Origin of the sequence: Cupriavidus necator, assembly GCF_013141915.1 — a bacterium.
GTDB lineage: Bacteria > Pseudomonadota > Gammaproteobacteria > Burkholderiales > Burkholderiaceae > Cupriavidus > Cupriavidus necator_B.
Window position 1 is genome coordinate 83,758 of the sequence record NZ_SROX01000010.1, and the last position, 21,382, is coordinate 105,139.

Here is a 21,382-nt window from a genome sequence, read left to right on the forward strand (position 1 = left end):
CGCCCCTGGCAGGACCAGATCGCCATCCCCGCGCCAGCGGGGATGGCGCACAAAAACCAAGTCACAGGAGATGACAACATGACCAAACTTGCGGCCAACCTCACCATGCTGTTCAACGAAGCGGGCTTCCTCGACCGCTTCGAAGCCGCCGCGCGCGCGGGCTTCCGCGGCGTGGAGTTCCTGTTTCCCTATGCGTTCCATGCGGACCAGATCGCTGACCGCCTGAACCGCTTCCAGCTGGACCTGGTGCTGCACAACCTGCCCGCCGGCAAGTGGGACGCGGGCGAGCGCGGCATTGCCTGCCACCCTGACCGTGTCGGCGAATTCCAGGACGGCGTGGGCGAAGCCATCAAGTACGCCAAGGTGCTGGGCGTGCGCCAGCTGAACTGCCTGGTCGGCATCCTGCCGCAGAACGTCAAGCGCGAGCAGGCGCAGGAAACGCTGGTGGAAAACCTGCGCTTCGCCGCCGGCGCGCTGGCCGCCGAGCAGATCGACCTGCTCATCGAGCCGATCAACACCTTCGACATCCCCGGTTTCTTCCTGTCGCGCACGCAGCAGGCGCTGGACCTGATCACCCAGGTCAACGCGCCCAACCTGTACGTGCAGTACGACATCTATCACATGCAGCGGATGGAAGGCGAGATCGCCAACACCATCAAGGCCAACCTGCCCAAGATCAAGCACATCCAGCTGGCCGACAACCCGGGCCGCAATGAACCGGGCACGGGCGAACTGAACTACCAGTACCTGTTCAAGTTCCTCGATGAAATCGGCTACACCGGGTGGATCGGCTGCGAGTACAAGCCGAAGACCACCACTGAAGAGGGCTTGGGCTGGCGCGCAGCGCACGGCGTGCAGTAACTACCCGTCGCTTTTCAATTCCCGCTTGTTGGCTCCCCGCTCCCGCTAGCGGGAGCGGGGCGGGGAGAGGGCAGGCGCGTCAAAGGCTGAGGCCTGCGAGTCAAAACCGAAGGCCCCGCTTGATGTGGCGCCTTGCTAGCCCACCCCTCTCCCCAACCCTCTCCCCCTGAGGGGAGAGGGAGAACACCTTGCCAAGGCTAGCTCGGGCGGCTTGGGAGCACCCAACACCGCGCTCCCCTTCTGTGCCGGGGCTTCAGAACCACCAGCTTCGATTTCATTTTTCTAAGGAGACATCAACATGGCAACCACTCGCAACGTCGGCTTCATCGGCCTGGGCATCATGGGCGCGCCGATGGCGGGCCACCTGCGCGCCGCTGGCCACACGCTGTTCGTGCATGACGTCAACCCGGCCCCGCAGGCGCTGGTCGATGCAGGCGTGACCGTCTGCACCAGCGCCGAGGAAGTCGCCAAGCGTGCCGACATCATCATCGTCATGGTGCCGGACACCCCGCATGTGGAAGCGGTGCTGTTCAGCGAAAAGGGCGTCGCTGCCGCGTTCAAGGCCGCCGGCAAGGAAGCCAGCTACAGCAAGATCGTGGTCGACATGAGCTCGATCTCGCCGATCGCCACCAAGGACTTCGCCGCGCGCATCAACAAGCTGGGCGCTTCGTACCTGGACGCGCCGGTGTCGGGCGGTGAAGTGGGCGCCAAGGCTGCGTCGCTGACGATCATGGTTGGCGGTCCGCAAGAGGCCTTCGACCAGGTCAAGCCGCTGTTCGAGCTGATGGGCAAGAACATCACGCTGGTGGGCGGCAACGGCGACGGCCAGACCACCAAGGTGGCCAACCAGATCATCGTCGCGCTGAACATCCAGGCCGTGTCCGAGGCGCTGCTGTTCGCCTCCAAGGCCGGTGCCGATCCGGCCAAGGTGCGCGAGGCACTGATGGGCGGCTTCGCCGCCTCGCGCATCCTCGAAGTGCACGGCGACCGCATGGTCAAGCGCACCTTCGATCCGGGCTTCCGCATCGAACTGCACCAGAAGGACCTGAACCTGGCGCTGCAAGGCGCCAAGGCGCTGGGCGTGGCGTTGCCCAACACCGCCACCGCGCAGGAGCTGTTCAATACCTGCGCCGCCAACGGCCTGGGCAAGCAGGACCACTCGGCCCTGTGCCGCGCGATCGAGATCATGTCGAACCACCAGATCGCCAACGCCAAGTAAGTAGCAACGCTGTCGTCCCCGCCCCCGCGGGGACGACACGCTTTGAAGTCCCCGATTCGTACCCGCAGTACCCAGCGTACCTGTCAGCACCCAGGAATCTTCATGCTCGTCACCGAACCCCAAGCCGCCCTGCTGTCGCCCCAGCGCACGGCAGCCAACGCTGAACCGCGCGCGCTGCTGCGCGACCTGTTCGATACCGCGGTCGCCGCCGTCAGCGCCAGCCATTGCCTGCCACCACACCTGCCGGCACCGCCCCGGGGCCGCACCGTGGTGATCGGCGCCGGCAAGGCCGCCGCGGCCATGGCGCAGGCGGTCGAGGCGAACTGGCCAGGCGAGCTGTCCGGACTGGTGGTGACGCGCTACGGCCATGGTGCCGATTGCCAGCGCATCGAAGTGGTCGAAGCCGCCCATCCCGTGCCCGACGAGGCCGGCGCGCGCGCCGCGCAGCGCATGGTCGAACTGGTGCAGGGGCTGACTGCCGACGACCTGGTGCTGTGCCTGATCTCCGGCGGCGGTTCCGCGCTGCTGGCCGCGCCCGCGCCGGGCCTGACGCTGGCCGACAAGCAAGCCGTGAACAAGGCGCTGCTCAAGAGCGGCGCCAGCATCGGCGAGATGAACTGCGTGCGCAAGCACCTGTCGGCGCTCAAGGGTGGCCGCCTGGCGCTGCATTGCGCACCGGCGCGCGTCGAGACGCTGCTGATTTCCGACATTCCCGGCGATGACCCGACCCTGATCGCCAGCGGCCCGACGCTGCCCGACGCGACCACCTGCGCCGATGCGCTGGCGGTCATCGCCAAGTACGGCATCGAGGTGCCGGCCAACGTGCGCGCGCACCTGGAGAGCGGCGCCGGCGAAACCCCCAAGCCCGGCGACGCCCGCTTCAACGGCCACCGCAGCGTGACGCTGGCCACCGCGCAGCAATCGCTGGAAGCCGCCGCGGCGCGCGCACGCGAACTGGGCTTCGCCGCGCATATCCTGTCCGACTGCATCGAAGGCGAAGCGCGCGAAGTCGCCGAAGTGCATGCCGCCATCGCGCGCCAGGTCGCGCAGCGCGGTCAGCCGTTCAGCAAGCCCTGCGTGATCCTGTCCGGCGGCGAGACCACCGTGACCGTGCGCGGCAAGGGCCGTGGCGGGCGCAATGCGGAATTCCTGCTGTCGCTGGCGGTGGCGCTCGACGGCCTGCCCGGCGTGCATGCGATTGCCTGCGACACCGATGGCATCGACGGCTCGGAAGACAACGCCGGCGCCATGCTGTCGCCCGACACGCTGACCCGTGCCGGCGCGCGCGGACTGAATGCGCGTGCGCACCTGGAAAACAATGACGGCTACGGTTTCTTTGCCGGCCTGGACGACCTGATCGTCACCGGCCCGACCCGCACCAACGTGAACGACTTCCGCGCGATCCTGATCGTCTGACGATCGCCGCCAACGTAGTACCAATTGACTCGCGGCGCCGACGCGCCGCTACCGAGAATGGAACAGGAGACATCATGAGACGCCAGCGCAAAGCGAAGATTGTGGCCACGCTCGGCCCCGCCAGCACCGACATCGCGGTGATCCGCGCGCTGTTCGAGGCCGGCGCGGACGTGTTCCGGCTGAACTTCAGCCACGGCACCCACGACGACCACCGCGCGCGCTACGACGCGGTGCGCCAGGTCGAGGTCGAGACCGGCCGCCCGATCGCCGTGCTGGCCGACCTGCAGGGCCCGAAGCTGCGCATCGGCACCTTCGCCGCCGGCAAGGTCGCGGTGCGCACCGGCGACGTGTTCGTGCTCGACAGCGATCCGACGCCGGGCGACGGCACCCGCGTCTACCTGCCGCACCCGGAGCTGTTCCAGGCCGCGCAGGCGGGCCAGTCGCTGTTGATCGACGACGGCAAGGTGCGCCTGGCGATCGAGTCGGTCACCACCGGCACCATCACCACGCGCGTGGCCAACAACGGCACGCTGTCCGACCGCAAGGGCGTGAACGTGCCGGACGCGGTGATCCCCATCCCCGCGCTGACCGAAAAGGACCGCAAGGACCTGGACTTCGCGCTGTCGCTGGGCGCTGACTGGATCGGCCTGTCGTTCGTGCAGCGCCCGTCCGACATCGTCGAGGCGCGCGAGATCGTCGGCACCCGTGCCGGCATCCTGTCCAAGATCGAAAAGCCGGCCGCGCTGCAGCAGCTGGAAGAAATCGTGCGCGTGTCCGATTCCGTGATGGTGGCGCGTGGCGACCTCGGCGTGGAACTGCCGCCCGAGCGCGTGCCTGGCGTGCAGAAGCGCATCCTGCGCGTGTGCCGCCAGCTGGGCAAGCCGGTGGTGATCGCCACGCAGATGCTGGAATCGATGATCGACTCGCCGGTGCCGACCCGCGCCGAGGCGTCGGACGTGGCCAGCGCCATCTATGAAGGCGCCGATGCGGTGATGCTGTCGGCCGAGTCGGCCAACGGCCGCTACCCGGTGCCGGCGGTGTCGATGATGAACCGCATCGTCACCGAGGTGGAACGCGATCCGCTGTACCGCAACCTGCTCGACGCGCAGCACGAGACCCCGCTGAACACGCGCCAGGATGCCATTTGCGCCGCGCTGCGCGAAGTCACGCAGATCATCGGCGCGGCGGCGACGGTGACCTACACCTCGTCGGGCGCCACCGCGCTGCGCGCCGCGCGCGAGCGCCCATGCGCGCCCATCGTCAGCATCACGCCCAACCTGGAGATCGCGCGCCGGCTGGCGATTGCGTGGGGCATCCACTCCACCGTGAGCCCGGACGTGCAGAGCGTCGACGAAATGGTCGAGGCCGCCACGCGGGCGGCCGTCGCCGAAGGCTATGCCGCGCCGGGTGACCAGATCACCATTGCCGCGGGGATGCCGTTCGGACAGGGCGGCACCACCAACCTGCTGCGCGTGGCCGAAGTGGGTGCCAGCGCGCTGGCCCCCGCGCCGGCCGCACGCGAGGCCGCGCTGGCCTGAGCGCGCGCGTTCCCGCTCGAGGCGTCCATGCCATGACGGAACCGGGTGCAAACCCGGTTTCTTTGCCATTGCCGCACACCGCCCGCATTGCCCGTCTCCAGGGCGAGTGGGCGGTGTTTTTTTTGCCCCAGCGGCGCGCGGGCGGCCGGCCCGGCGCGACGCCCGGAGGCCAGCGGGGAAGCGCGGATTGCTATACTGAATTCCATCTTTCCCTGTCCACTTCCCCACGCCCCGGAGCCCCCATGCGCCTAGATGACGAAGGCGAAAGCCAGCACGTTGAAGACCGCCGCGGTGGATTCGGCGGCCTCGGCGGCAAGTCGATCGGCATCGGCACGGTCATCATCGCGCTGGCGGCGTCGTACTTCTTCGGCATCGACCCGATGCTGATCATGCAGGGCGCGTCGGTGCTGCAGGGCTCCGGTCCGCAGCAACAGCAGCAGGCCAACCGCCCGCCCGCGACCGACCAGATGACCGTGTTCACGCGCAAGGTGCTGGGCAATACCGAGCGCACCTGGCAACACATCTTCGAAACCCAGCTGAACCGCCGCTATGCGCCGCCGACGCTGGTACTGTTCTCCGGCGCCACCCCGACCGCGTGCGGCACCGGCCAGTCGGCGATGGGCCCGTTCTACTGCCCCGGCGACCAGAAGGTCTATATCGACCTGGCCTTCTATGACGAATTGCGCCAGCGCTTCGGCGCCGGCGGCGACTTTGCCCAGGCTTATGTGATCGCGCACGAGATCGGCCACCATGTGCAGAACCTGCTGGGCGTTTCGGACAAGGTAGACAACGCGCGCCGCCGCATGGGCGAGGCGCAGGCCAACCAGCTGTCGGTGCGCGTCGAACTCCAGGCCGACTGCCTGGCCGGCGTGTGGGCGGCCACCGCGCAGCGCGCCAACCAGCAACTGCTGGAACCCGGCGATATCGAGGAAGGCCTGAAGGCCGCCGCCGCCGTGGGCGACGACCGGCTGCAGCGCCGGTCGCAGGGCTATGTCGTGCCGGAAGCGTTTACCCATGGCTCGAGCGAGCAGCGCGTGCGCTGGCTGCGCCGCGGCCTGGAGTCCGGCGACATCCGCAAGTGCGACGCCTTCGCCGCGCGCGACCTGTAGGCGCCGCACCCTCCCCAACCTCCGTGGGGGGCGGCAATGTGACGTTTGCGTTGTCCAGGCCCGCTTCCCTGTCTATAATCGCCGGCAAGGCCGCAGTATGACGGCCGGTTGCCGGCGTTGATCCTTGCCGATCCTTCCCGCCGCAGCGCCGGGTCCCCTCCCGCCGGACCCCCGTACCTCGGTACGCACCACTTGCCGCAGTCTTGGCGGCGTCTCCGCACCCAAGCCGTTCCGTTCCAACCGCACCGGAGCCGCGGCCAATCTGCACTTGCCGTGCGCCCGTGCCAGCCCTGACCTGACATGGCGTCGTTTTTCCTGAAGCGCCCGGCGTTCGCCTGGGTGCTGGCCATCCTGACCGTAGTGGCGGGCTTGGTGGCCCTGAACCGCATCCCCATCGCCCAGTACCCGGCGGTGGCGCCGCCCACGGTGATCATCTATGCCGATTACCCCGGCGCGTCCGCGCGCACGGTCGAGGATCGCGTCACCGCGGTGCTGGAGCAGCAGATGCACGGCATCCCGGGCCTGCTCTACCTCGATGCCAGCAGCGAGGGCGGCACCGCCACGGTGACGCTGGGCTTCCGCCAGGGCACCGACCCGCAACTGGCGCAGGTCAACGTGCGCAACCGCGTGGCCCAGGCCGAGCCGCTGTTGCCCGAAGCAGTGCGCCGCGGCGGGGTCTATGTCGACCAGGCCAGCAGCAGCGCCTTCATGTATGTGTCGCTGGTCTCGGACAGCGGCCAGCTGGACGAGACCGCGCTGGGCGACTTTGCCGCGGGCTCGGTGCTGCCGCTGCTGCGCCGCCTGCCCGGCATCGGCAAGGCCGAGCCCTACGGCGCCGAGTACGCCCTGCGGATCTGGTTCGACCCCGACAAGCTGCACGCCTTCAACCTGACCACGGCCGAGGTCGAAGCCGCCATCCGCGCGCGCAACGGCAACGTGACGCCCGGCCAGCTGGGTGGCGCGCCAGCGGTGCCGGGCCAGCCGTTCCAGGCGATCGTGCGCCCGCCCGCGCCAATGCGCGACGCGCAGGCGTTCGGGCGCATCGTGGTGCGCGCCGCCACCGACGGCTCGGCGGTGCTGTTGCGCGACGTGGCGCGGGTGGAGCTGGCCGCCAGCGACTACCGCTATGGCTCCACGCTGAACACGCGCAACGCCGCGTCGATCGGCCTGAAGCTGGCCGATGGCGCCAACGTGCTGCAGACCTCGCGCACCGTGCGCGCCGCGCTGGATGCCGCCAGCAAAGGCTTCCCGGGCGACGTGCGCTATGAGATCTCGTATGACGGCGCCACCTTCGTCAAGGCGTCGATCTCCCGCGTGGTGCTGACCCTGGTCGAGGCTACGGTACTGGTATTCCTGATCCTGTACCTGTTCCTCGGCAACCTGCGCGCCACGCTGATCCCGTGCATCGTGGTGCCGGTGTCGCTGCTGGGCACGGTCGCGTGCCTGTACGCGCTGGGCCTGTCGCTGAACGTGATCACGCTGTTCGGCGTGGTGCTGGCGATCGGCATCCTGGTCGACGACGCCATCGTCGTGGTGGAAAACGTCGAGCGCATCATGCGCGCCGATGGCGTGGACGCGATGCAGGCCGCGGCGCGCTCGATGCGCGAAGTCTCCGGCGCATTGGTCGCGGTGACGCTGGTGCTGTGCGCGGTGTTCGTACCTATGGCGTTCTTCGGCAGCGCGGTGGGCGTGATCTACCGGCATTTCGCCGTGACGCTGGCAGTGTCGATCGCGTTCTCGCTGTTCTTTGCGCTGACGCTCGCGCCGGCGATGTGCGCCAGCCTGCTGCGCCACAGCGCGGCGCCGGCGCGCGGGCCGCTGGCATGGTTCGATGCCCGCTTCGCCGCATTCACCGCACGCTATGCCGGCTGGGTCCAGGCGCTGCAGCGCCGGCGGCTGCGCTGGCTGGCGGTGTACCTGGCGCTGACGCTGGCGTGCGGCTATGCACTGTGGAAGATGCCGAGCGGCTTCCTGCCGGAAGAGGACACCGGCGAGATTGTGGTCGATGTCGAGCTGCCCGCCGGCAGCACCCAGGCCGACACGCGCCGCCTGGTCGCCAGCCTGGAACAGTGGATGCGCGACCAGCACTACCCGGTGCGCTCCAGCTTTGCCGTGCTGGGCTGGTCCAGCGGCGGCAGCGGCGGCAGCGGCGAGCAGCGCGCCAGCCTGTTTATCGGCCTGGCCGACTGGCACGCGCGCGGGCGCGAGCACACCGCGCAGGCGGTGCTGGAACGGCTCTCGGCCGGGCTGGAACGCTGGCCCGGCCGTGGCGCCGCGCAACTGTTCGCCTACAACAGCTCGGCGCTGCCGGAACTGGGCAGCATCGGCGGCCTGGACCTCCGCCTCGTGGCGCGCCAGCCGGTGGGGCGCGAGGCGCTCTTCGCCGCGCGCGACAAGCTGATCGAGCGCGCCAGGCAGGACCCGGCGCTGGGCGAGGTGCGGGCCACCACCGGCCAGCCCGTGCCGGCGCTCGACCTGAAGATCGACTACCGCAAGGCCGAGGCCTTCGGCGTCGATGCCGAAGCCGTGCACCACACGCTGTCGGCGACGCTGGGCTCGCGCTATATCGACGAGGTCGCGCGCGAAGGCCGCGTGCGGCGCGTGATCCTGCAGGCCGACGCCCCGTTCCGCATGCAGCCCGAACAGCTGGCGCGCGTGCATGTGCGCAACGCGCAGGGGACGATGGTGTCGCTGGCCGCCTTCGCGACGCTGGAATGGGGGCGCGGCGAGGTCACGCTGGAACGCTTCGACGGCTTCAGCTCGGTGCGCATCAATGCCGAAGTGGCGCCGGGCTACACCACCGGCGCGGCGATGACGCGGCTGGCCGAACTGGTGCGCGAGCTGGGGCCCGAATACGACGTGCGCTGGACCGGCCGCGCCTATGAGCAGGAACAGACCGGCACGCAGGCGCCGTGGCTGTTTGCGCTGTCGTTGCTGTTTATCTTCCTGTGCCTGGTGGCGCTGTATGAAAGCTGGACCTTGCCGCTGGCGGTGATCGCGATCGTGCCTACCGGCCTGATGGGCGCAGCCGCCGCGATCTGGCTGCGCGGCATGCCCAACGACGTCTACTTCAAGGTGGGCGTGGTGGTGATCATGGGGCTGGCGGCCAAGAACGCGATCCTGATCGTCGAATATGCCGAGCAGCTGCGGCGCGGCGCCGGGGGCGCCATGGATGTGGTCGAAGCGGCCACGCGCGCGGCGCGCCAGCGGCTGCGGCCGGTGGTGATGACCTCGCTGGCATTCGTGCTCGGCGTGGTGCCGCTGGCTATCAGCACCGGCCCCGGCGCGGGTGCGCAGCAGGCGGTCGGCACCGGCGTGCTGGGCGGCATGCTGGGCGCGACGGTGCTGGGCACGCTGGCGGTGCCGCTGCTATATGCGGTCATCGCGCGCCGCTTGCCGCGCGTGCAGCCGGCACCGGAACCACCGGAACACGAGGCAACGGCGATGCCGCCGCCCTCGGCATAGCCGCCTTCAGGCGGATGCCGATGCGGCAGCGGCGTCACGGAATAGAAAAACGCCTGCCTGGCGAAGAGAGAAGGAGGAGGAGGTCGGCCGGGCAGGCGGGAGAGAAAACTTGCGGCCACCGCAGTGGCCGCGCGAGGTCTTGAGGCAGACCCGGTATCAGACGCGATAGCCGTACAGCGAGCCGTCGCCGGTGCGCGAGTTGTCGAGCGCGCGCTCGGCCACGTCACCCGTGAACGTGTGCGTGCCTTCGCTGAAGGTATCGAACTTGCCCTGCTTCGAGATCTCGCCGCTGAAGCTGTGCGCCCCTTCGCTGAAGCTGTCGAACTTGCCATCGCGGCGCGAACCTTCGGAGTACGGATCGAAGCGGCCGGTGCGGGCGCCGTCGGTATAGGTGTCGAACTTGCCTTGCTTGGCGCCGTCCGTATACACGTCGTACTTGCCGACCCGCAGCGCGTCGGCATACACATCAAACTTGCCAACCTTGCTGGCGGCGGGGGCAGCCATCGCTGCAGCGGACGCGGCTACCGCCGCGAACACCAGCGCGCCGCCAAGGATACGTCTGGCGATCATTTGGGACTCCTTCAACTGATTTCGTCGTTCTTTCTTGTATTGGTCCGGGATGAGACTCCGGCCGCCCTGCAATCAATGTTGCGATGCGAGCACGGACTGAAGATTAGTCACAGCCCGCGCCAGCAGAAATACCGCTGCGACGAATGGTGCGTTGCGAGTCGTGAAACGACCGGCTTGCCGATGAATGGTGTCCGCGGATCGCCGGCGACACGCCGCCGCGCGCGCGTGCGCGTGGCGGCGGCCGCACCCGCGGGGCCGGCGTTCAGAGCGTGTACTGGCCGCTGGCTTCGGGCTGGAACGCGATCCCGGTCACGCTTACCTGCTGTTCGCGGCCATCCGGCAGGCGGTAGCTGACGGTCTGCCCGGCGCGCGCGCCCAGCAGCGCCTGCCCCACCGGCGACAGCACCGAGAGCCGGCCGGCGTCGAAATCGGCCGCGTCGGGGTACACCAGGGTCCAGTGGCGCGGTGCCTGCTCGCCGGGCAGCGTGCACACCACGCGGGTGTTCATGGTGACCACATCGGTCGGAATCTCCTCGGGCGCGACGACGGTGGCGCGCGCCAGCAGGCTGTCGAGCATGTCCTCGAGCTGGGCGGAGCCGGCGCGGCTGGCGATGCGCTCCAGGCGGGTGACGTCGAGTTCGGTCAGGTACAGGGTGGCGGTCTGGGTCTTGGTGGCCGTCATGGCGGGTCCTCCGGCAGTCGTGGGTGGGCGCGGCCGGCCGGTATGGCGGGCGGCGGCGGTCAGGTCTTGCGGGTTGGCTTGCCGCGCAGCGGCGCGGATATCAACGGATCGGCAAATGCGTTGCGGCGATCGCCGGCAAATACGGAAACGCTGGCTCGGGCCCGGTTCGGCCCGGGCCCCGCTATGGGAGACGAATCAGGCTGGGAACCGGGCGGAATCAGGCGGTGCGCTGATCCGGCGGGGAGACATCGCGCGCTTGGCGCGCTGGGGGAGGCTGGGGGCCAGGCCAATCGCGGACGGACGCGCGCTGCCGGTCCGCATCGGGCGGACAGGCGCATCGGGCATCGGCGTCAGGCGATCAGTCATGGTCATGCGGAAAATCAGGTCCGTCGCAGCGGAGGGTTCGGCAGGCTGGCTGCCGTCAGGCCTGTGCACCGTGCTGGTGCGGACCCGGGAACAGGCATCGTAGCATAGTGGCGCGGGCGCGGTCGTCACCCGTTGGCGGCATGCCCGGCTTGCGTGGCGCCTTCGTGTGCGCCATCCTGCCCGGCGGCATGGCATTCGCACCCGGCCCCGGCGGCGGCCTGCTGCAGGTTCTGCAGGATGCCGCATTCGCTGGCGGGCTGATGATGGCGGCAGGTCTCGCGCAGCGCCCGCAGCTGGCCCTCCAGCGCCTCGAGCGCCACACGCTGGGCATGGATCTGCGCGATCTGGCGGTCCAGCAACGTGTTGATATCGTCACAGTCGCGCGACGGGTTGCGCTCGAACTCGCGCAGCCGCCGTACGTCGGACAGGCTCATCCCGAGCGAACGGCAATGGCGCACGAAATTCAGCTGCACCAGGTGGGCGTCGTCATAGCGTCGATAGCCGTTGGCCTCGCGCCGGGGCGCGTCGAGCAGCCCTTCGCGCTCGTAATAGCGGATGGTCTCGACATCGCAGCCGCTGGACCGAGAGAGTTCGCCGATACGCATCGCTGATCCTCGCCATACCCTGTAACAACTACAGGGTTAGGGGTAGTTTAATCCAGTCTCGGACATCCTGCAGGCGTCCACGTCCGGCCGGTGGACCGGCAAGTGCGGCCATGCGGCATCCTGTAGAATTCCTTCCTCTTTCATCGATAAGCCGTCTCTTTCGTGCGCGCCCTGCGGCTGCTCCTGCTGGTCATGATGCTGGCCACCCTGCCCCTGCCGGGTTGGGCGGCGGCGTTCGCGCACGCCGTGGCGACCACCGCCGAAGTCGCGGCCGCACCAGCCATCGCCCTTAACGCAGACGACGCTGCCGACGTGGCCGCGGCGGGCCACCCCGCCAGCGATTCCTTGCCGGTCCCCGAAGCCGCCGAGCCGCAGTGGCAGCCTGGTGCCGACCTGGCTGAACAGCTGCTGCCCGCCCCGCCCTTGCGCCTGGCCGCCGCGGCCGGCCGCACCGGGCCACCGCGCTATGCCGGCGCCGTGCTGCCCGAACCAGACCTGCCACGACTGCCGCGCCCGCCGCGCACCTCCTGATCTTCCCGGCGCGGCCCGGCCGCGCCCGCCTGAACTCGCGTGCCGCGCCCTAGCGTGCGGCACGCGCCTGCGGTCCGACCGCATCCTTGCGCTGCCATGCGCTACACATACTGCTCCCCACTCACATGAAACGCGTATTGCTTTTCCTGGCGACCAACCTCGCCGTCATGCTTGTCCTCAGCATCACCGCCAGCGTGCTCGGGGTAAACCGCTTCCTGACCGCCAACGGCCTCAACCTTGGCATGCTGCTGGCCTTTGCCGCGCTGATGGGCTTCGGCGGCGCCTTTATCTCGCTGCTGATGTCGAAGACCATTGCCAAGTGGTCGACCGGCGCGCAGGTCATCACCCATCCCAGCACCAGCACCGAGCTGTGGCTGGTGCAGACCGTCGAAAAGCTGGCGCAGCGCGCCGGCCTGCCGATGCCGGAAGTGGCCATCTACGAAGGCGAACCCAATGCCTTCGCCACCGGGGCGACCAAAAACAGCTCGCTGGTGGCGGTGTCCACCGGCCTGCTGCAATCGATGTCGCACGAAGAGGTGGAGGCCGTGCTGGCGCACGAAGTGGCGCACGTCGCCAACGGCGACATGGTCACGCTGACGCTGATCCAGGGCGTGGTCAACACCTTCGTGATCTTCCTGGCGCGCGTGGTCGGCTACTTCGTCGATTCGATGCTGCGCAAGAACGATGAGGAGTCGAGCGGCCCGGGCATCGGCTACATGGTCACGGTGATCGTGTGCGAGATCGTGTTCGGCATCCTGGCCAGCATCATCGTGGCGTGGTTCTCGCGCCGCCGCGAGTTCCGCGCCGATGCCGGCGCCGCCGGCATGATGGGCACCCCCACGCCGATGGTGGCGGCCCTGCGCCGCCTGGGCGGGCTCGATCCGGACGGACTGCCGCAGAATATGCAGGCCATGGGAATCGCCGGCGGCAAGTCGTGGATGGCGCTGTTCTCGAGCCACCCGCCGATCGAGCAGCGCATCGCCGCGCTGCAGTCGGCGCGCTGACGCCAGGGTTCAGTCGAACACCCGGCCGCGCATTGACTTGACCTGGCTGCGCTGGCTCTTGCTGTCCAGCCGGCGCTGGCGCGACGCCAGCGTCGGCCGCGTCGGCCGGCGCACGCGCGGCGGCGTGGCCACGCTGCGCACCAGCTCATGCAGGCGCCGCACCGCCTCGTCGCGGTTCTGGTCGAGGCTGCGGAATTGCTGCGCCTTGATCACCACCACGCCGTCGCGCGTGATGCGGTGGTCGTGCAGCGCCAGCAGCCGTTCCTTGTGGTCGGGGGCGAGCGACGACGCGCGCACGTCATAGCGCAAGTGCACGGCATTGGACACCTTGTTGATGTTCTGGCCGCCCGCCCCCTGCGCCCGGATCGCGGTGATCAGGTATTCGTGATGGGGGATGGCGAGGTCGTCGGTCATGGTCCGATCATAGCAAGCGCCGCCGGTGCTAGCGCCAGGCATAAGCCAGGCCGACGCCGTAGGTGATCTGGTTGCGGGTGCCGCGCTGGGTCACGATGGGGCTATCGGCGGCATCGCCGGTCAGGCGCTGGCCATACACCATCGCGCCGCCATACCAGTGCTTGTCGAGTTGCCAGATCAGCGCCAGCCAGCCGGTGAACTGCTCGAGACCGCCGCCCGGGCTGTAGGCCGGCAGCCCGCTGGCTGCCGCATCGGCCGGCGTCACGCCGAAATAGGTGCGATTGAAGCTGCCGCTGACCCAGGTGGCACCCAGCCCCGCGCCCGCGTAGAGACGGGGGTGCAGCGGCACCCACAGCGAGCCGGTGGCGCTGACGCGCGCGCCGCCATAGACGATGCCGGCGTTGGTCATCACGTTGACGCCGCCGCGCAGCCGCCACGGGACAGAGCCCGAATGGATGTACTCGTAGCCGATGAAGCCGCCGGCCTCGACCGTGGTGTCGATCTCGTGCAGGCGCGACACCACCGGATCGTCCACGTCGTTACGGCCCAGCCGCAAGCCCGCCGCCGGTCCCCACTGGAACCCGGTCAGCCCGCCGAAATTGAACTGGGCATAAGGCCCGTACCATTCCAGCAACCGGCCGCCCGGCGTGACATAGCGCAGGCCGGGCACCACGCCGACCATGCGGTCCTTGCCGCCGGCAAATTCCGTGGTGGACCCGATGCCCAGGCCGGCCATGTTGGGCAGTGAGCCGGGAAGGTCGAGCGGTGTGGCAATGGTTGCGGCCCCTGCGCTGGCGAGCGCCAGTCCTGCCAGCCAGCGAAGGAGGTTCGTCGGAATAGCCATGGCTGTCTGCGCAACGGCGGCATCGGCGCGCCCGGTTCGGTGGAGTCTGGAAATCTATCAGCACCGGCAAGCCGCCATCGCCAAACGCGTGATGAAAGTTTTCAGCGCGCGAGTTAAAGCTTGCCTGTCGCGCACGGGCAGCAGCACCTGACCTATCGGAGGAAATTTGGCGCGCCCGGCTGGGATCGAACCAGCAACCCCTGCCTTCGGAGGGCAGTACTCTATCCATTGAGCTACGGGCGCGCGGGACGGTTTTTCAACCGGTTTTGCGGGTACAGCGGTTGCGGCGGGCGAGTGCCGCCGCAGGAAAGTCGCATAGGATACCGCTTTTGCCGGGCGCCGTCCATGCGGGCCTGGCGAGGGCGTCAGGGAACGTCTCGCAACCGCCGCTTTTTGGCACTGGCAGGGGGGCTTTGGGGCTATAATCGCCAGCTATTTGCGTCAAATCGTGCCCGTCGCGCCGTCAGGCGCAGCGAGTCGACCGGGGTCAAATCCGCGCGGCTGGTTGTGGGCGACAATCGGGCCCCGGTCCGGGAGACAGTCCGAGGCACGCAAAGGCAACAGACCCAAGTCAGGCAAGGGCCGCAGGAGAGCGCGGGCGGTCCGGATAGGGCCGGACAGTGGTCAGCGAAAGGCCACGCCAGGGCCAGAAAAAGCAAGCCGAGCGTAAGCGGCCAGAAGGTTTCCTGCAAAACTGAGAGTTCTGTATGAGCGACGTCCACAACGAACACCCCGAACACGAGTCTCCCATCAAAACCCCGAAGCAGTTGATCGCAGTCGTGATCGCGGCGTTCCTGGTGCCGATCATCGTGATCATCCTGCTGGTCAACTTCGTCGGACACGGCTCGACCGAAAGCGCCGGCGCGGTTACCACCGCCGAAGCCGTCAACGACCGCATCAAGCCGGTCGCCTCGCTCGAAATCAAGGATCCGAACGCGCCGCGCGTGTTCAAGACCGGCGAACAGGTCTACAAGGAAATCTGCGCCGCCTGCCACGCCACCGGCGCGGCGGGTGCGCCGAAGTACGGTAACGCCGGCGACTGGTCCGCGCGCATCGGCCAGGGCTTCGAAGGCCTGATGAAGTCCGTGCTCCATGGCAAGGGCGCGATGCCGCCGCGCGCCGGCAGCACCCCGGACGACTACACCGATTACGAACTGTCCCGCGCCGTGGTCTACATGGCCGACGCTGGTGGCGCCAAGTTCCCCGAGCCGGCTGCCCCGGCCGCTGCCGCACCGGCCACGGCCGCAGCCTCTGAAGCCGCCGCGCCGGCTGCCGCTGCGGCGCCGGCCCCTGCCGCGCCGGCTGCTCCGGCCGCCCCGGTCGCCGCAGCGACTGCCGCCGCACCGGCCGCGCCTGCAGCGGCCTCGGCCGAAGTGGGCAAGAAGGTCTACGAGCAAGTCTGCGCCGCCTGCCACGCTGCCGGCGTGGCCGGTGCGCCCAAGTTTGGCGACAAGGCCGCCTGGGCCCCGCGCCTGAAGGAAGGCATGGACGCCGTCCACAACTTCGCACTCAAGGGCAAGGGCGTGATGCCGCCCAAGGGTGGCTATGCCGGCCCGGACGCCGACGTGATCGCCGCCTCGGACTACATGGCCAACGCCGCCAAGTAAGCCGGCTCCCGTCGCAAAAAAAACCGCGCTTTTGGCGCGGTTTTTTTGTGCCCGTGTCAGCCTTGTCCGGGCGGATCGTTGCGCGTTACACCACGCGCGAGTAGCGCGGCACGATGCGGATCGGCTGGGCGCCATCGTTGGCGGCGCGGGCACCGTTGTCGAGCGGCCGCGCGGCGTCGTCGCGCAGGTAGCGGTCGAACACCATCGCCACGCGGCGCACCAGCAGCCGGCCCAGCGGCGTCACGGTGATGCGCCCGGGCTCGCAGCGCACCAGCCCGTCCGCGGCCAGGCGGTCCAGCTCGGCCAGCTCCGCGGCAAAGGTCAGGTTGAAATCGATGCCGTGCCGCGCCTCGATGCCGGCCAGGTCGAGCACGCCATGGCACATCAGGTCCCCGATCATCTCGCGCCGCAGGTGGTCGTCGGCCGTCATCGCCACGCCGCGCGCCAGCGGCAGGCGGCCCTGGTCGAGCGCGCCGTAGTAGTCGTCGAGCGTGCGCGCGTTCTGCACGTAGCGTCCGGCGATCGCGCCGATCGCCGAGATGCCGAGCCCGACCTGGTCGTAGCCGGCGTGCGTCGAATAGCCCTGGAAGTTGCGCTGCAGCCGGCCCTCGCGCTGGGCCACGGCGAGGTCGTCGTCCGGTAGCGCGAAGTGGTCCATGCCGATATAGACATAGCCCTCGGCGGTCAGCCGCTCGATGGTCGAGACCAGGATGTCGAGCTTCTCGCCGGCCGGCGGCAACGCCGTTTCGTCGATGCGGCGCTGGGGCTTGAACACATGCGGCAGGTGGGCGTAGCTGTAGACCGAAAGCCGGTCGGGACGCAGCGCCAGCACCTGGTCGATGGTGCGGCCAAAGCGCGCCGCGGTCTGGTGCGGCAGGCCGTAGATCAGGTCCAGGCTGACCGAGCGGAAGCCCAGCGCGCGCGCGGCATCGACCACGGCGCGGGTCTCCTCGAACGGCTGGATGCGGTGGATGGCCTGCTGCACCTCGGGGTCGAAATCCTGCACGCCCAGGCTGACGCGGTTGAAGCCAAGTTCGGCCAGCAGCGCCACGCGGGCCTGGTCGACGCGGCGCGGGTCGATCTCGATCGAGTGCTCGCCCTCGGCCGCCAGCGTGAAGTGCGTGTTCAGCAAGGCCATCACGCGGCGCATTTCTTCCGGGTTCAGGAAGGTCGGCGTGCCGCCGCCCCAGTGCGACTGGAGCACCTGCCGGCGCGTGCCCAGGCGCCCGGCCACGAGCGCCATCTCGCGGCCCAGGTAGGTGACGTAGCGCGCGCTGCGGCCGTGGTCGCGCGTGATGATCTTGTTGCAGCCGCAGTAGTAGCAGATGTTCTCGCAGAACGGGATATGCAGGTACAGCGACAACGGCGCGGGCGCGTCGGCGCGGCAGGCGTCCAGTGCATCGTGGTACAGCGACAGGTCCGGACCGTTGTGGAACCGGTCCGCGGTCGGGTAGGAGGTATAGCGCGGACCGTTGCCGTCAATGCGCCCGGCCAGCGCGCGGAAGTCGGAAAGAGCGCCGCGGTCGAGCGCGGGGGAAGTCATGGCAGACGGGTTCATGGGGGCGCGGGGGAATGGGTGTGTGACACGTCATCGTAGGACCGTGCCGGCGCCAGGGGCTTGACCGCCGTCAAGCGGGAGCCGCGGCCGCTCGTATCGAGCCTGCGCGCGTGCGTCACATTGGCGTCATGGGTGACGGGTACGCTGCGCGCCACCGCGCCCGCGCGATCCCTACCCTTTCCTGGCCATGTCACTTTCCCGCCGATCCCCAACGCCCGCGCCGTACCCAGTGCTGCGCGGCCAACTGCCGGCACACGCCGGCCGGCGCCGGCTGCTTGCCGCGACCGGCATGGCGCTGGCCCTGCCTGCGCTTGCCGCCCTGGCACAGGCGCCGCGCACGGTGGTGGTCGGGCATCTGCTCGACCGCAACGGCGCGCAATCCGACCTGGCGCGTGACTACCTGGCCGGGGCCAAGGTCATGTTCGATGCCGTCAACGCCGGCGGCGGCCCGGTGCGCATCCTGCATGTCGTGCGCGATGCGGATCCGGATCCGCGCCGCGCGCTGGCACAGGCGGTGTCGCTCGCCGATACCGAGCATGCCGGGCTGTTGTTCGGCCCCGGCGACCGCTTGCTGCCCGCGCTGGCGTCATCCGCCGAACTGGCCCGGCGCGGCATGCAGATCGTGGCGCCGCTGTCCGGGCTGGCGCTGGCCGCCGACAATGTCTGGTTCACGCGCGCCGACTACCAGGCTGAACTCGACGCCGCCGCGCAGCAGTTGCGTGGCTACGGACTGACGCGCCTCGCGCTGGCTGTGGCACCGGATTTTGCCGTCTCGTCGCTGGCCCGGCTGGAGGCGCAAGCGGGCACCCGCGCCGTGCTGCTGGAAGGCACCGGCGCAGCCGCGGCCCGGCGCATTGCGGCGACGCGTCCGGGCGCGGTGATCGTCGCCGGCGACACCCTGGCCTATGCCGAACTGGGCCGGGAGCTGGCGGCGCAGGGCTGGTACGGGTTCCTGGTCGGCCTGTCCTCGGTCAGCGCCAATGCCGCGCGCGAGATCCTGGGCCGCGGCTACGCCGGCGGCCTGCTGCTGACCCAGGTGGCGCCGGGCCCGCAGCAGGCCACGTTACGGGTGGTGAAGGAACACGTGGCGCGCATGAAGCAGTATCTCGACGAGCCACCCTCGCCGGCAACGCTGGCCGGCTATATCGGCGCCGCCTGGCTGGCGCGGGCGCTGCAGAGCGCGCGCACGGGTAGCCCGGCCGAACTGCGGCGCGCATTGCAGGGGCGCTTCGACGTGGGTGACTTCACGCTCGACTTCACGCGCGGGCAGCGCGGCTCGCAGTACGTCACGCTGGCCGTGTCAGGCGCGAAGTAGTGTTCGACCGCGCCGGAATGGCTCAGCCGGCCACCGCCTTGCCGCCATTGCCGAGCAGGGCCTTGAGCGCGCCGAGGCGGTCCTTGGGGCTCATCGCCGGGGTCGCGTCGACCGGCGCGGGTGCCTCTTCCAGCTTCATCTCGCCGATAAAGCGGGACGGCTGGCACGAATAGGTTTCTCTCGCGCGCTTGCGCTTCTTGCACCAACTGACATGCAGGCTGCGCTGGGCGCGCGTAATGCCCACGTACATCAGGCGCCGTTCTTCCTCGATCTTCTCGTCGCTCATGTCCTCGTCCTCGCGGCAGTGGGGCAGGATGCCCTCTTCCACGCCGACCAGGAACACATGCGGATACTCCAGCCCCTTGGACGCATGCAGCGTGGACAGCCGCACCGCGTCGGGATCTTCCTCGCGGCCTTCGAGCATGCTCATCAGCGCCACGGTCTGCGTCAGTTCAAGCAGGTTCTTGCCTTCGCTGCCGAACCCGTCCGCGGAATCGAAGCCGGTGGCTGCCTCGCCCTCCGTCCCCTCGGGCTTGGTGCCCTTGCGCTTGAGCCAGTCGAGGAATTCCAGGGTATTGGTCCAGCGCGACTGCGCCTGCCGTTCGTCAAAACTGTCGTACAGGTAGGCCTCGTAGTGGATGCCTGCCATCAGGTCGTCGAGCACCTCGGTGGCCGGGTCCTTAGCGGCACGGTCGGCCAGCCGCACCATCGATTCGCAGAACACGCGCAGCGGTTCCAGCTGGCGCGGCTGCAGTTTGCCCTCGATGCCGCCCATCATCGCCGCCTCGAACAGCGACACCTTGGCCTGGCCGGCGAAGGTGCCCAGCACTTCCAGCGTGGTGTTGCCAACCCCGCGGCGCGGCGTGGTGATGGCGCGGATAAAGGCGGGATCGTCGTCGGGGTTGGCGATCAGGCGCAGGTAGGCGCAGATGTCCTTGATCTCGGCCTTGTCAAAGAAGCTCTGGCCGCCCGACAGCACGTACGGGATGCGCTCGCGCCGCAGGATCTGCTCGAACAGCCGCGCCTGGTGGTTGCCGCGGTACAAGATGGCATAGTCGCGGAACTGCGCGCGGCGCTCGAACTTGTGCGCGGACAGGCGGAACACCACCGACTCGGCCTCGTGCTCCTCGTCGTTCATCGGGTGGATGGCGATGGGGTCGCCCATGCCGTGCTCGCTCCACAGCTTCTTGTCGAACAGCTTGGGATTGTTGGCGATGACGGCGTTGGCCGCTTCCAGGATGCGCACGGTGGAGCGGTAGTTCTGCTCCAGCTTGATCACCTTCAGGTCCGGGAAGTCGGTCTGCAGCCCGCGCAGGTTGTCCAGCGTGGCGCCACGCCAGCCGTAGATGGCCTGGTCGTCGTCGCCGACCGCGGTGAACGCCGGCGCGCGCAGGTGCGAACCGCCGGCCAGCAGCTTCAGCAACTGGTACTGGCAAGCGTTGGTGTCCTGGTATTCGTCGACCAGGAAATAGCGCAGGCGGTTCTGCCACTTGAGCCGGACCGCTTCATCGCGCGCGAACAGTTCGGCCGGCAGGCGGATCAGGTCGTCGAAATCCACGGCCTGGTACGCATTCAGCGTGGCCACGTAGTTGCGGTAGACCAGCGCGGCCTGGTGCTCGTCGGCATTACCGGAAACCGCGGCCTGCGCGATCGCGGCTTCCGGGTCGACCATGCCGTTCTTCCACAGCGAGATCGTGCTCTGCACGCCGCGGATCAGCTTCTTGTCGGTGGTGCCCAGTTGCTCCTGGATCAGGCCGAAGCAGTCGTCCGAATCCATGATCGAGAACTGGGGCTTCAGGCCGACGTGCTCGGCTTCCATGCGCAGGATCTGCACCCCGAGCGAGTGGAAGGTGCAGACCGTCAGCTGCTTGAGCGGAATGCGCTTGCCCTCGCGCGTGGTCTTGCCCTCCATCAGCTTGGCGATGCGCTCCTGCATTTCCTTGGCCGCCTTGTTGGTAAAGGTGACGGCGGCGATATGGCGCGGCTCGAAGCCCTTGTCCTCGATCAGATGCGCGATCTTCTGCGTGATCACCCGGGTCTTGCCCGAGCCCGCGCCGGCCAGCACCAGGCATGGCCCGTCCAGGTAGCGGACGGCTTCGGATTGGGCGGGGTTCAGGCCATGGGTCATGCGGGAAGGCGCTTTGGGGGCGGCAACGGAATCGATCGGAAAGGGCGGCGAGGCAGGCGGGGCGCGCCGCATCCCGTCAACAGGACCGGCGGCAAAGCTGCCGATGTTAACACGCACGCGGCGGCAGGTCAGTCAGCGTAATCCGCGTGC

The 21,382-nt window shown here is 68.9% G+C and carries 17 protein-coding genes and 1 tRNA gene; 10 read left to right on the top strand and 8 right to left on the bottom strand.

Annotated features, from left to right (window positions below):
• Nucleotides 1–78: 78 nt before the first annotated feature.
• The 6 genes from hyi to E5S69_RS19085 all read left to right on the top strand — a co-directional run bounded on the left by hyi (nt 79) and on the right by E5S69_RS19085 (nt 9,608).
• A complete protein-coding gene (gene hyi / locus E5S69_RS19060) occupies nt 79–861 on the top strand; it encodes a hydroxypyruvate isomerase (RefSeq protein ID WP_171516201.1) in 783 nt (260 codons plus the stop codon).
• A 298-nt stretch (nt 862–1,159) separates the two neighbouring features.
• Nucleotides 1,160–2,080 (top strand): 2-hydroxy-3-oxopropionate reductase, encoded by a 921-nt coding sequence (locus tag E5S69_RS19065; protein WP_171516202.1) that lies wholly within the window; start codon nt 1,160–1,162, stop codon nt 2,078–2,080.
• Between the two features lie 102 nt (nt 2,081–2,182).
• Nucleotides 2,183–3,496 carry a glycerate kinase type-2 family protein gene (locus E5S69_RS19070; RefSeq protein WP_171516203.1) on the top strand — a complete coding sequence of 438 codons (1,314 nt, stop codon included), beginning with the start codon at nt 2,183–2,185 and terminating at the stop codon, nt 3,494–3,496.
• 74 nt (nt 3,497–3,570) lie between these two features.
• The gene (gene pyk, locus E5S69_RS19075) at nt 3,571–5,034 is read left to right on the top strand and encodes a pyruvate kinase (RefSeq protein WP_171516204.1); all 1,464 of its coding nucleotides are present in this window, start codon (nt 3,571–3,573) and stop codon (nt 5,032–5,034) included.
• 242 nt (nt 5,035–5,276) lie between these two features.
• Nucleotides 5,277–6,143: a KPN_02809 family neutral zinc metallopeptidase gene (gene ypfJ, locus E5S69_RS19080; protein ID WP_171516205.1), complete on the top strand. Its 867-nt coding sequence runs from the start codon at nt 5,277–5,279 to the stop codon at nt 6,141–6,143.
• A gap of 300 nt (nt 6,144–6,443) precedes the next feature.
• Nucleotides 6,444–9,608, top strand: a complete 3,165-nt coding sequence (locus E5S69_RS19085) for a multidrug efflux RND transporter permease subunit (RefSeq protein WP_171516206.1) — start codon at nt 6,444–6,446, stop codon at nt 9,606–9,608.
• A 156-nt stretch (nt 9,609–9,764) separates the two neighbouring features.
• Here the strand turns inward: E5S69_RS19085 and E5S69_RS19090 are convergent, their stop codons facing one another.
• From E5S69_RS19090 to E5S69_RS19100, 3 genes are all read right to left on the bottom strand, one after another.
• Nucleotides 9,765–10,178 carry a hypothetical protein gene (locus tag E5S69_RS19090; RefSeq protein WP_171516207.1) on the bottom strand — a complete coding sequence of 138 codons (414 nt, stop codon included), beginning with the start codon at nt 10,176–10,178 and terminating at the stop codon, nt 9,765–9,767.
• Nucleotides 10,179–10,440: 262 nt separating this feature from the next.
• Nucleotides 10,441–10,860: a nucleoside diphosphate kinase regulator gene (rnk, locus tag E5S69_RS19095; protein WP_171516208.1), complete on the bottom strand. Its 420-nt coding sequence runs from the start codon at nt 10,858–10,860 to the stop codon at nt 10,441–10,443.
• 491 nt (nt 10,861–11,351) lie between these two features.
• Nucleotides 11,352–11,831, bottom strand: coding sequence for a Cd(II)/Pb(II)-responsive transcriptional regulator (locus tag E5S69_RS19100; protein WP_171516209.1), 480 nt, complete (start codon nt 11,829–11,831; stop codon nt 11,352–11,354).
• A gap of 162 nt (nt 11,832–11,993) precedes the next feature.
• Here E5S69_RS19100 and E5S69_RS19105 point away from each other — a divergent pair, with 162 nt between their 5' ends.
• Both E5S69_RS19105 and htpX read left to right on the top strand, forming a co-directional pair.
• Nucleotides 11,994–12,362 (top strand): hypothetical protein, encoded by a 369-nt coding sequence (locus E5S69_RS19105; RefSeq protein WP_336510602.1) that lies wholly within the window; start codon nt 11,994–11,996, stop codon nt 12,360–12,362.
• A 125-nt stretch (nt 12,363–12,487) separates the two neighbouring features.
• Entirely contained in the window at nt 12,488–13,366 is an 879-nt protein-coding gene (htpX, locus tag E5S69_RS19110) for a protease HtpX (protein ID WP_092316717.1), read from the top strand.
• A 9-nt stretch (nt 13,367–13,375) separates the two neighbouring features.
• Here the strand turns inward: htpX and arfB are convergent, their stop codons facing one another.
• The 3 genes from arfB to E5S69_RS19125 all read right to left on the bottom strand — a co-directional run bounded on the left by arfB (nt 13,376) and on the right by E5S69_RS19125 (nt 14,867).
• Complete coding sequence (gene arfB / locus E5S69_RS19115) at nt 13,376–13,780, bottom strand: alternative ribosome rescue aminoacyl-tRNA hydrolase ArfB (protein WP_171516210.1); 405 nt, start codon at nt 13,778–13,780, stop codon at nt 13,376–13,378.
• Between the two features lie 28 nt (nt 13,781–13,808).
• Nucleotides 13,809–14,624, bottom strand: coding sequence for a MipA/OmpV family protein (locus E5S69_RS19120; protein ID WP_171516211.1), 816 nt, complete (start codon nt 14,622–14,624; stop codon nt 13,809–13,811).
• Nucleotides 14,625–14,791: 167 nt separating this feature from the next.
• Nucleotides 14,792–14,867: transfer RNA gene (locus E5S69_RS19125), tRNA-Arg, on the bottom strand.
• 464 nt (nt 14,868–15,331) lie between these two features.
• On the opposite strand from E5S69_RS19125, the gene E5S69_RS19130 reads away from it, so the two are divergent.
• Nucleotides 15,332–16,231 (top strand): c-type cytochrome, encoded by a 900-nt coding sequence (locus E5S69_RS19130; RefSeq protein ID WP_171516212.1) that lies wholly within the window; start codon nt 15,332–15,334, stop codon nt 16,229–16,231.
• A gap of 85 nt (nt 16,232–16,316) precedes the next feature.
• Here E5S69_RS19130 and hemN read toward each other — a convergent pair whose 3' ends face one another.
• On the bottom strand, nt 16,317–17,789 hold the full coding sequence (hemN, locus tag E5S69_RS19135) for an oxygen-independent coproporphyrinogen III oxidase (RefSeq protein WP_171516213.1): 1,473 nt from the start codon (nt 17,787–17,789) through the stop codon (nt 16,317–16,319).
• A gap of 187 nt (nt 17,790–17,976) precedes the next feature.
• Between hemN and E5S69_RS19140 the strand changes: the two genes are divergently transcribed.
• Complete coding sequence (locus tag E5S69_RS19140) at nt 17,977–19,104, top strand: ABC transporter substrate-binding protein (RefSeq protein ID WP_171516214.1); 1,128 nt, start codon at nt 17,977–17,979, stop codon at nt 19,102–19,104.
• 22 nt (nt 19,105–19,126) lie between these two features.
• Here E5S69_RS19140 and E5S69_RS19145 read toward each other — a convergent pair whose 3' ends face one another.
• Complete coding sequence (locus E5S69_RS19145; protein WP_171516215.1) at nt 19,127–21,232, bottom strand: UvrD-helicase domain-containing protein; 2,106 nt, start codon at nt 21,230–21,232, stop codon at nt 19,127–19,129.
• Between the last annotated feature and the right edge of the window lie 150 nt (nt 21,233–21,382).

What these genes read in the sequence shown, in the direction of transcription:
- hyi (WP_171516201.1), top strand. Translation starts at nt 79, where the DNA reads ATGACCAAACTTGCGGCCAACCTCACCATGCTGTTCAACGAAGCGGGC.
- E5S69_RS19065 (WP_171516202.1), top strand. Translation starts at nt 1,160, where the DNA reads ATGGCAACCACTCGCAACGTCGGCTTCATCGGCCTGGGCATCATGGGC.
- E5S69_RS19070 (WP_171516203.1), top strand. Translation starts at nt 2,183, where the DNA reads ATGCTCGTCACCGAACCCCAAGCCGCCCTGCTGTCGCCCCAGCGCACG.
- pyk (WP_171516204.1), top strand. Translation starts at nt 3,571, where the DNA reads ATGAGACGCCAGCGCAAAGCGAAGATTGTGGCCACGCTCGGCCCCGCC.
- ypfJ (WP_171516205.1), top strand. Translation starts at nt 5,277, where the DNA reads ATGCGCCTAGATGACGAAGGCGAAAGCCAGCACGTTGAAGACCGCCGC.
- E5S69_RS19085 (WP_171516206.1), top strand. Translation starts at nt 6,444, where the DNA reads ATGGCGTCGTTTTTCCTGAAGCGCCCGGCGTTCGCCTGGGTGCTGGCC.
- E5S69_RS19090 (WP_171516207.1), bottom strand. Translation starts at nt 10,178, where the DNA reads ATGATCGCCAGACGTATCCTTGGCGGCGCGCTGGTGTTCGCGGCGGTA.
- rnk (WP_171516208.1), bottom strand. Translation starts at nt 10,860, where the DNA reads ATGACGGCCACCAAGACCCAGACCGCCACCCTGTACCTGACCGAACTC.
- E5S69_RS19100 (WP_171516209.1), bottom strand. Translation starts at nt 11,831, where the DNA reads ATGCGTATCGGCGAACTCTCTCGGTCCAGCGGCTGCGATGTCGAGACC.
- htpX (WP_092316717.1), top strand. Translation starts at nt 12,488, where the DNA reads ATGAAACGCGTATTGCTTTTCCTGGCGACCAACCTCGCCGTCATGCTT.
- arfB (WP_171516210.1), bottom strand. Translation starts at nt 13,780, where the DNA reads ATGACCGACGACCTCGCCATCCCCCATCACGAATACCTGATCACCGCG.
- E5S69_RS19120 (WP_171516211.1), bottom strand. Translation starts at nt 14,624, where the DNA reads ATGGCTATTCCGACGAACCTCCTTCGCTGGCTGGCAGGACTGGCGCTC.
- E5S69_RS19130 (WP_171516212.1), top strand. Translation starts at nt 15,332, where the DNA reads ATGAGCGACGTCCACAACGAACACCCCGAACACGAGTCTCCCATCAAA.
- hemN (WP_171516213.1), bottom strand. Translation starts at nt 17,789, where the DNA reads ATGAACCCGTCTGCCATGACTTCCCCCGCGCTCGACCGCGGCGCTCTT.
- E5S69_RS19140 (WP_171516214.1), top strand. Translation starts at nt 17,977, where the DNA reads ATGTCACTTTCCCGCCGATCCCCAACGCCCGCGCCGTACCCAGTGCTG.
- E5S69_RS19145 (WP_171516215.1), bottom strand. Translation starts at nt 21,232, where the DNA reads ATGACCCATGGCCTGAACCCCGCCCAATCCGAAGCCGTCCGCTACCTG.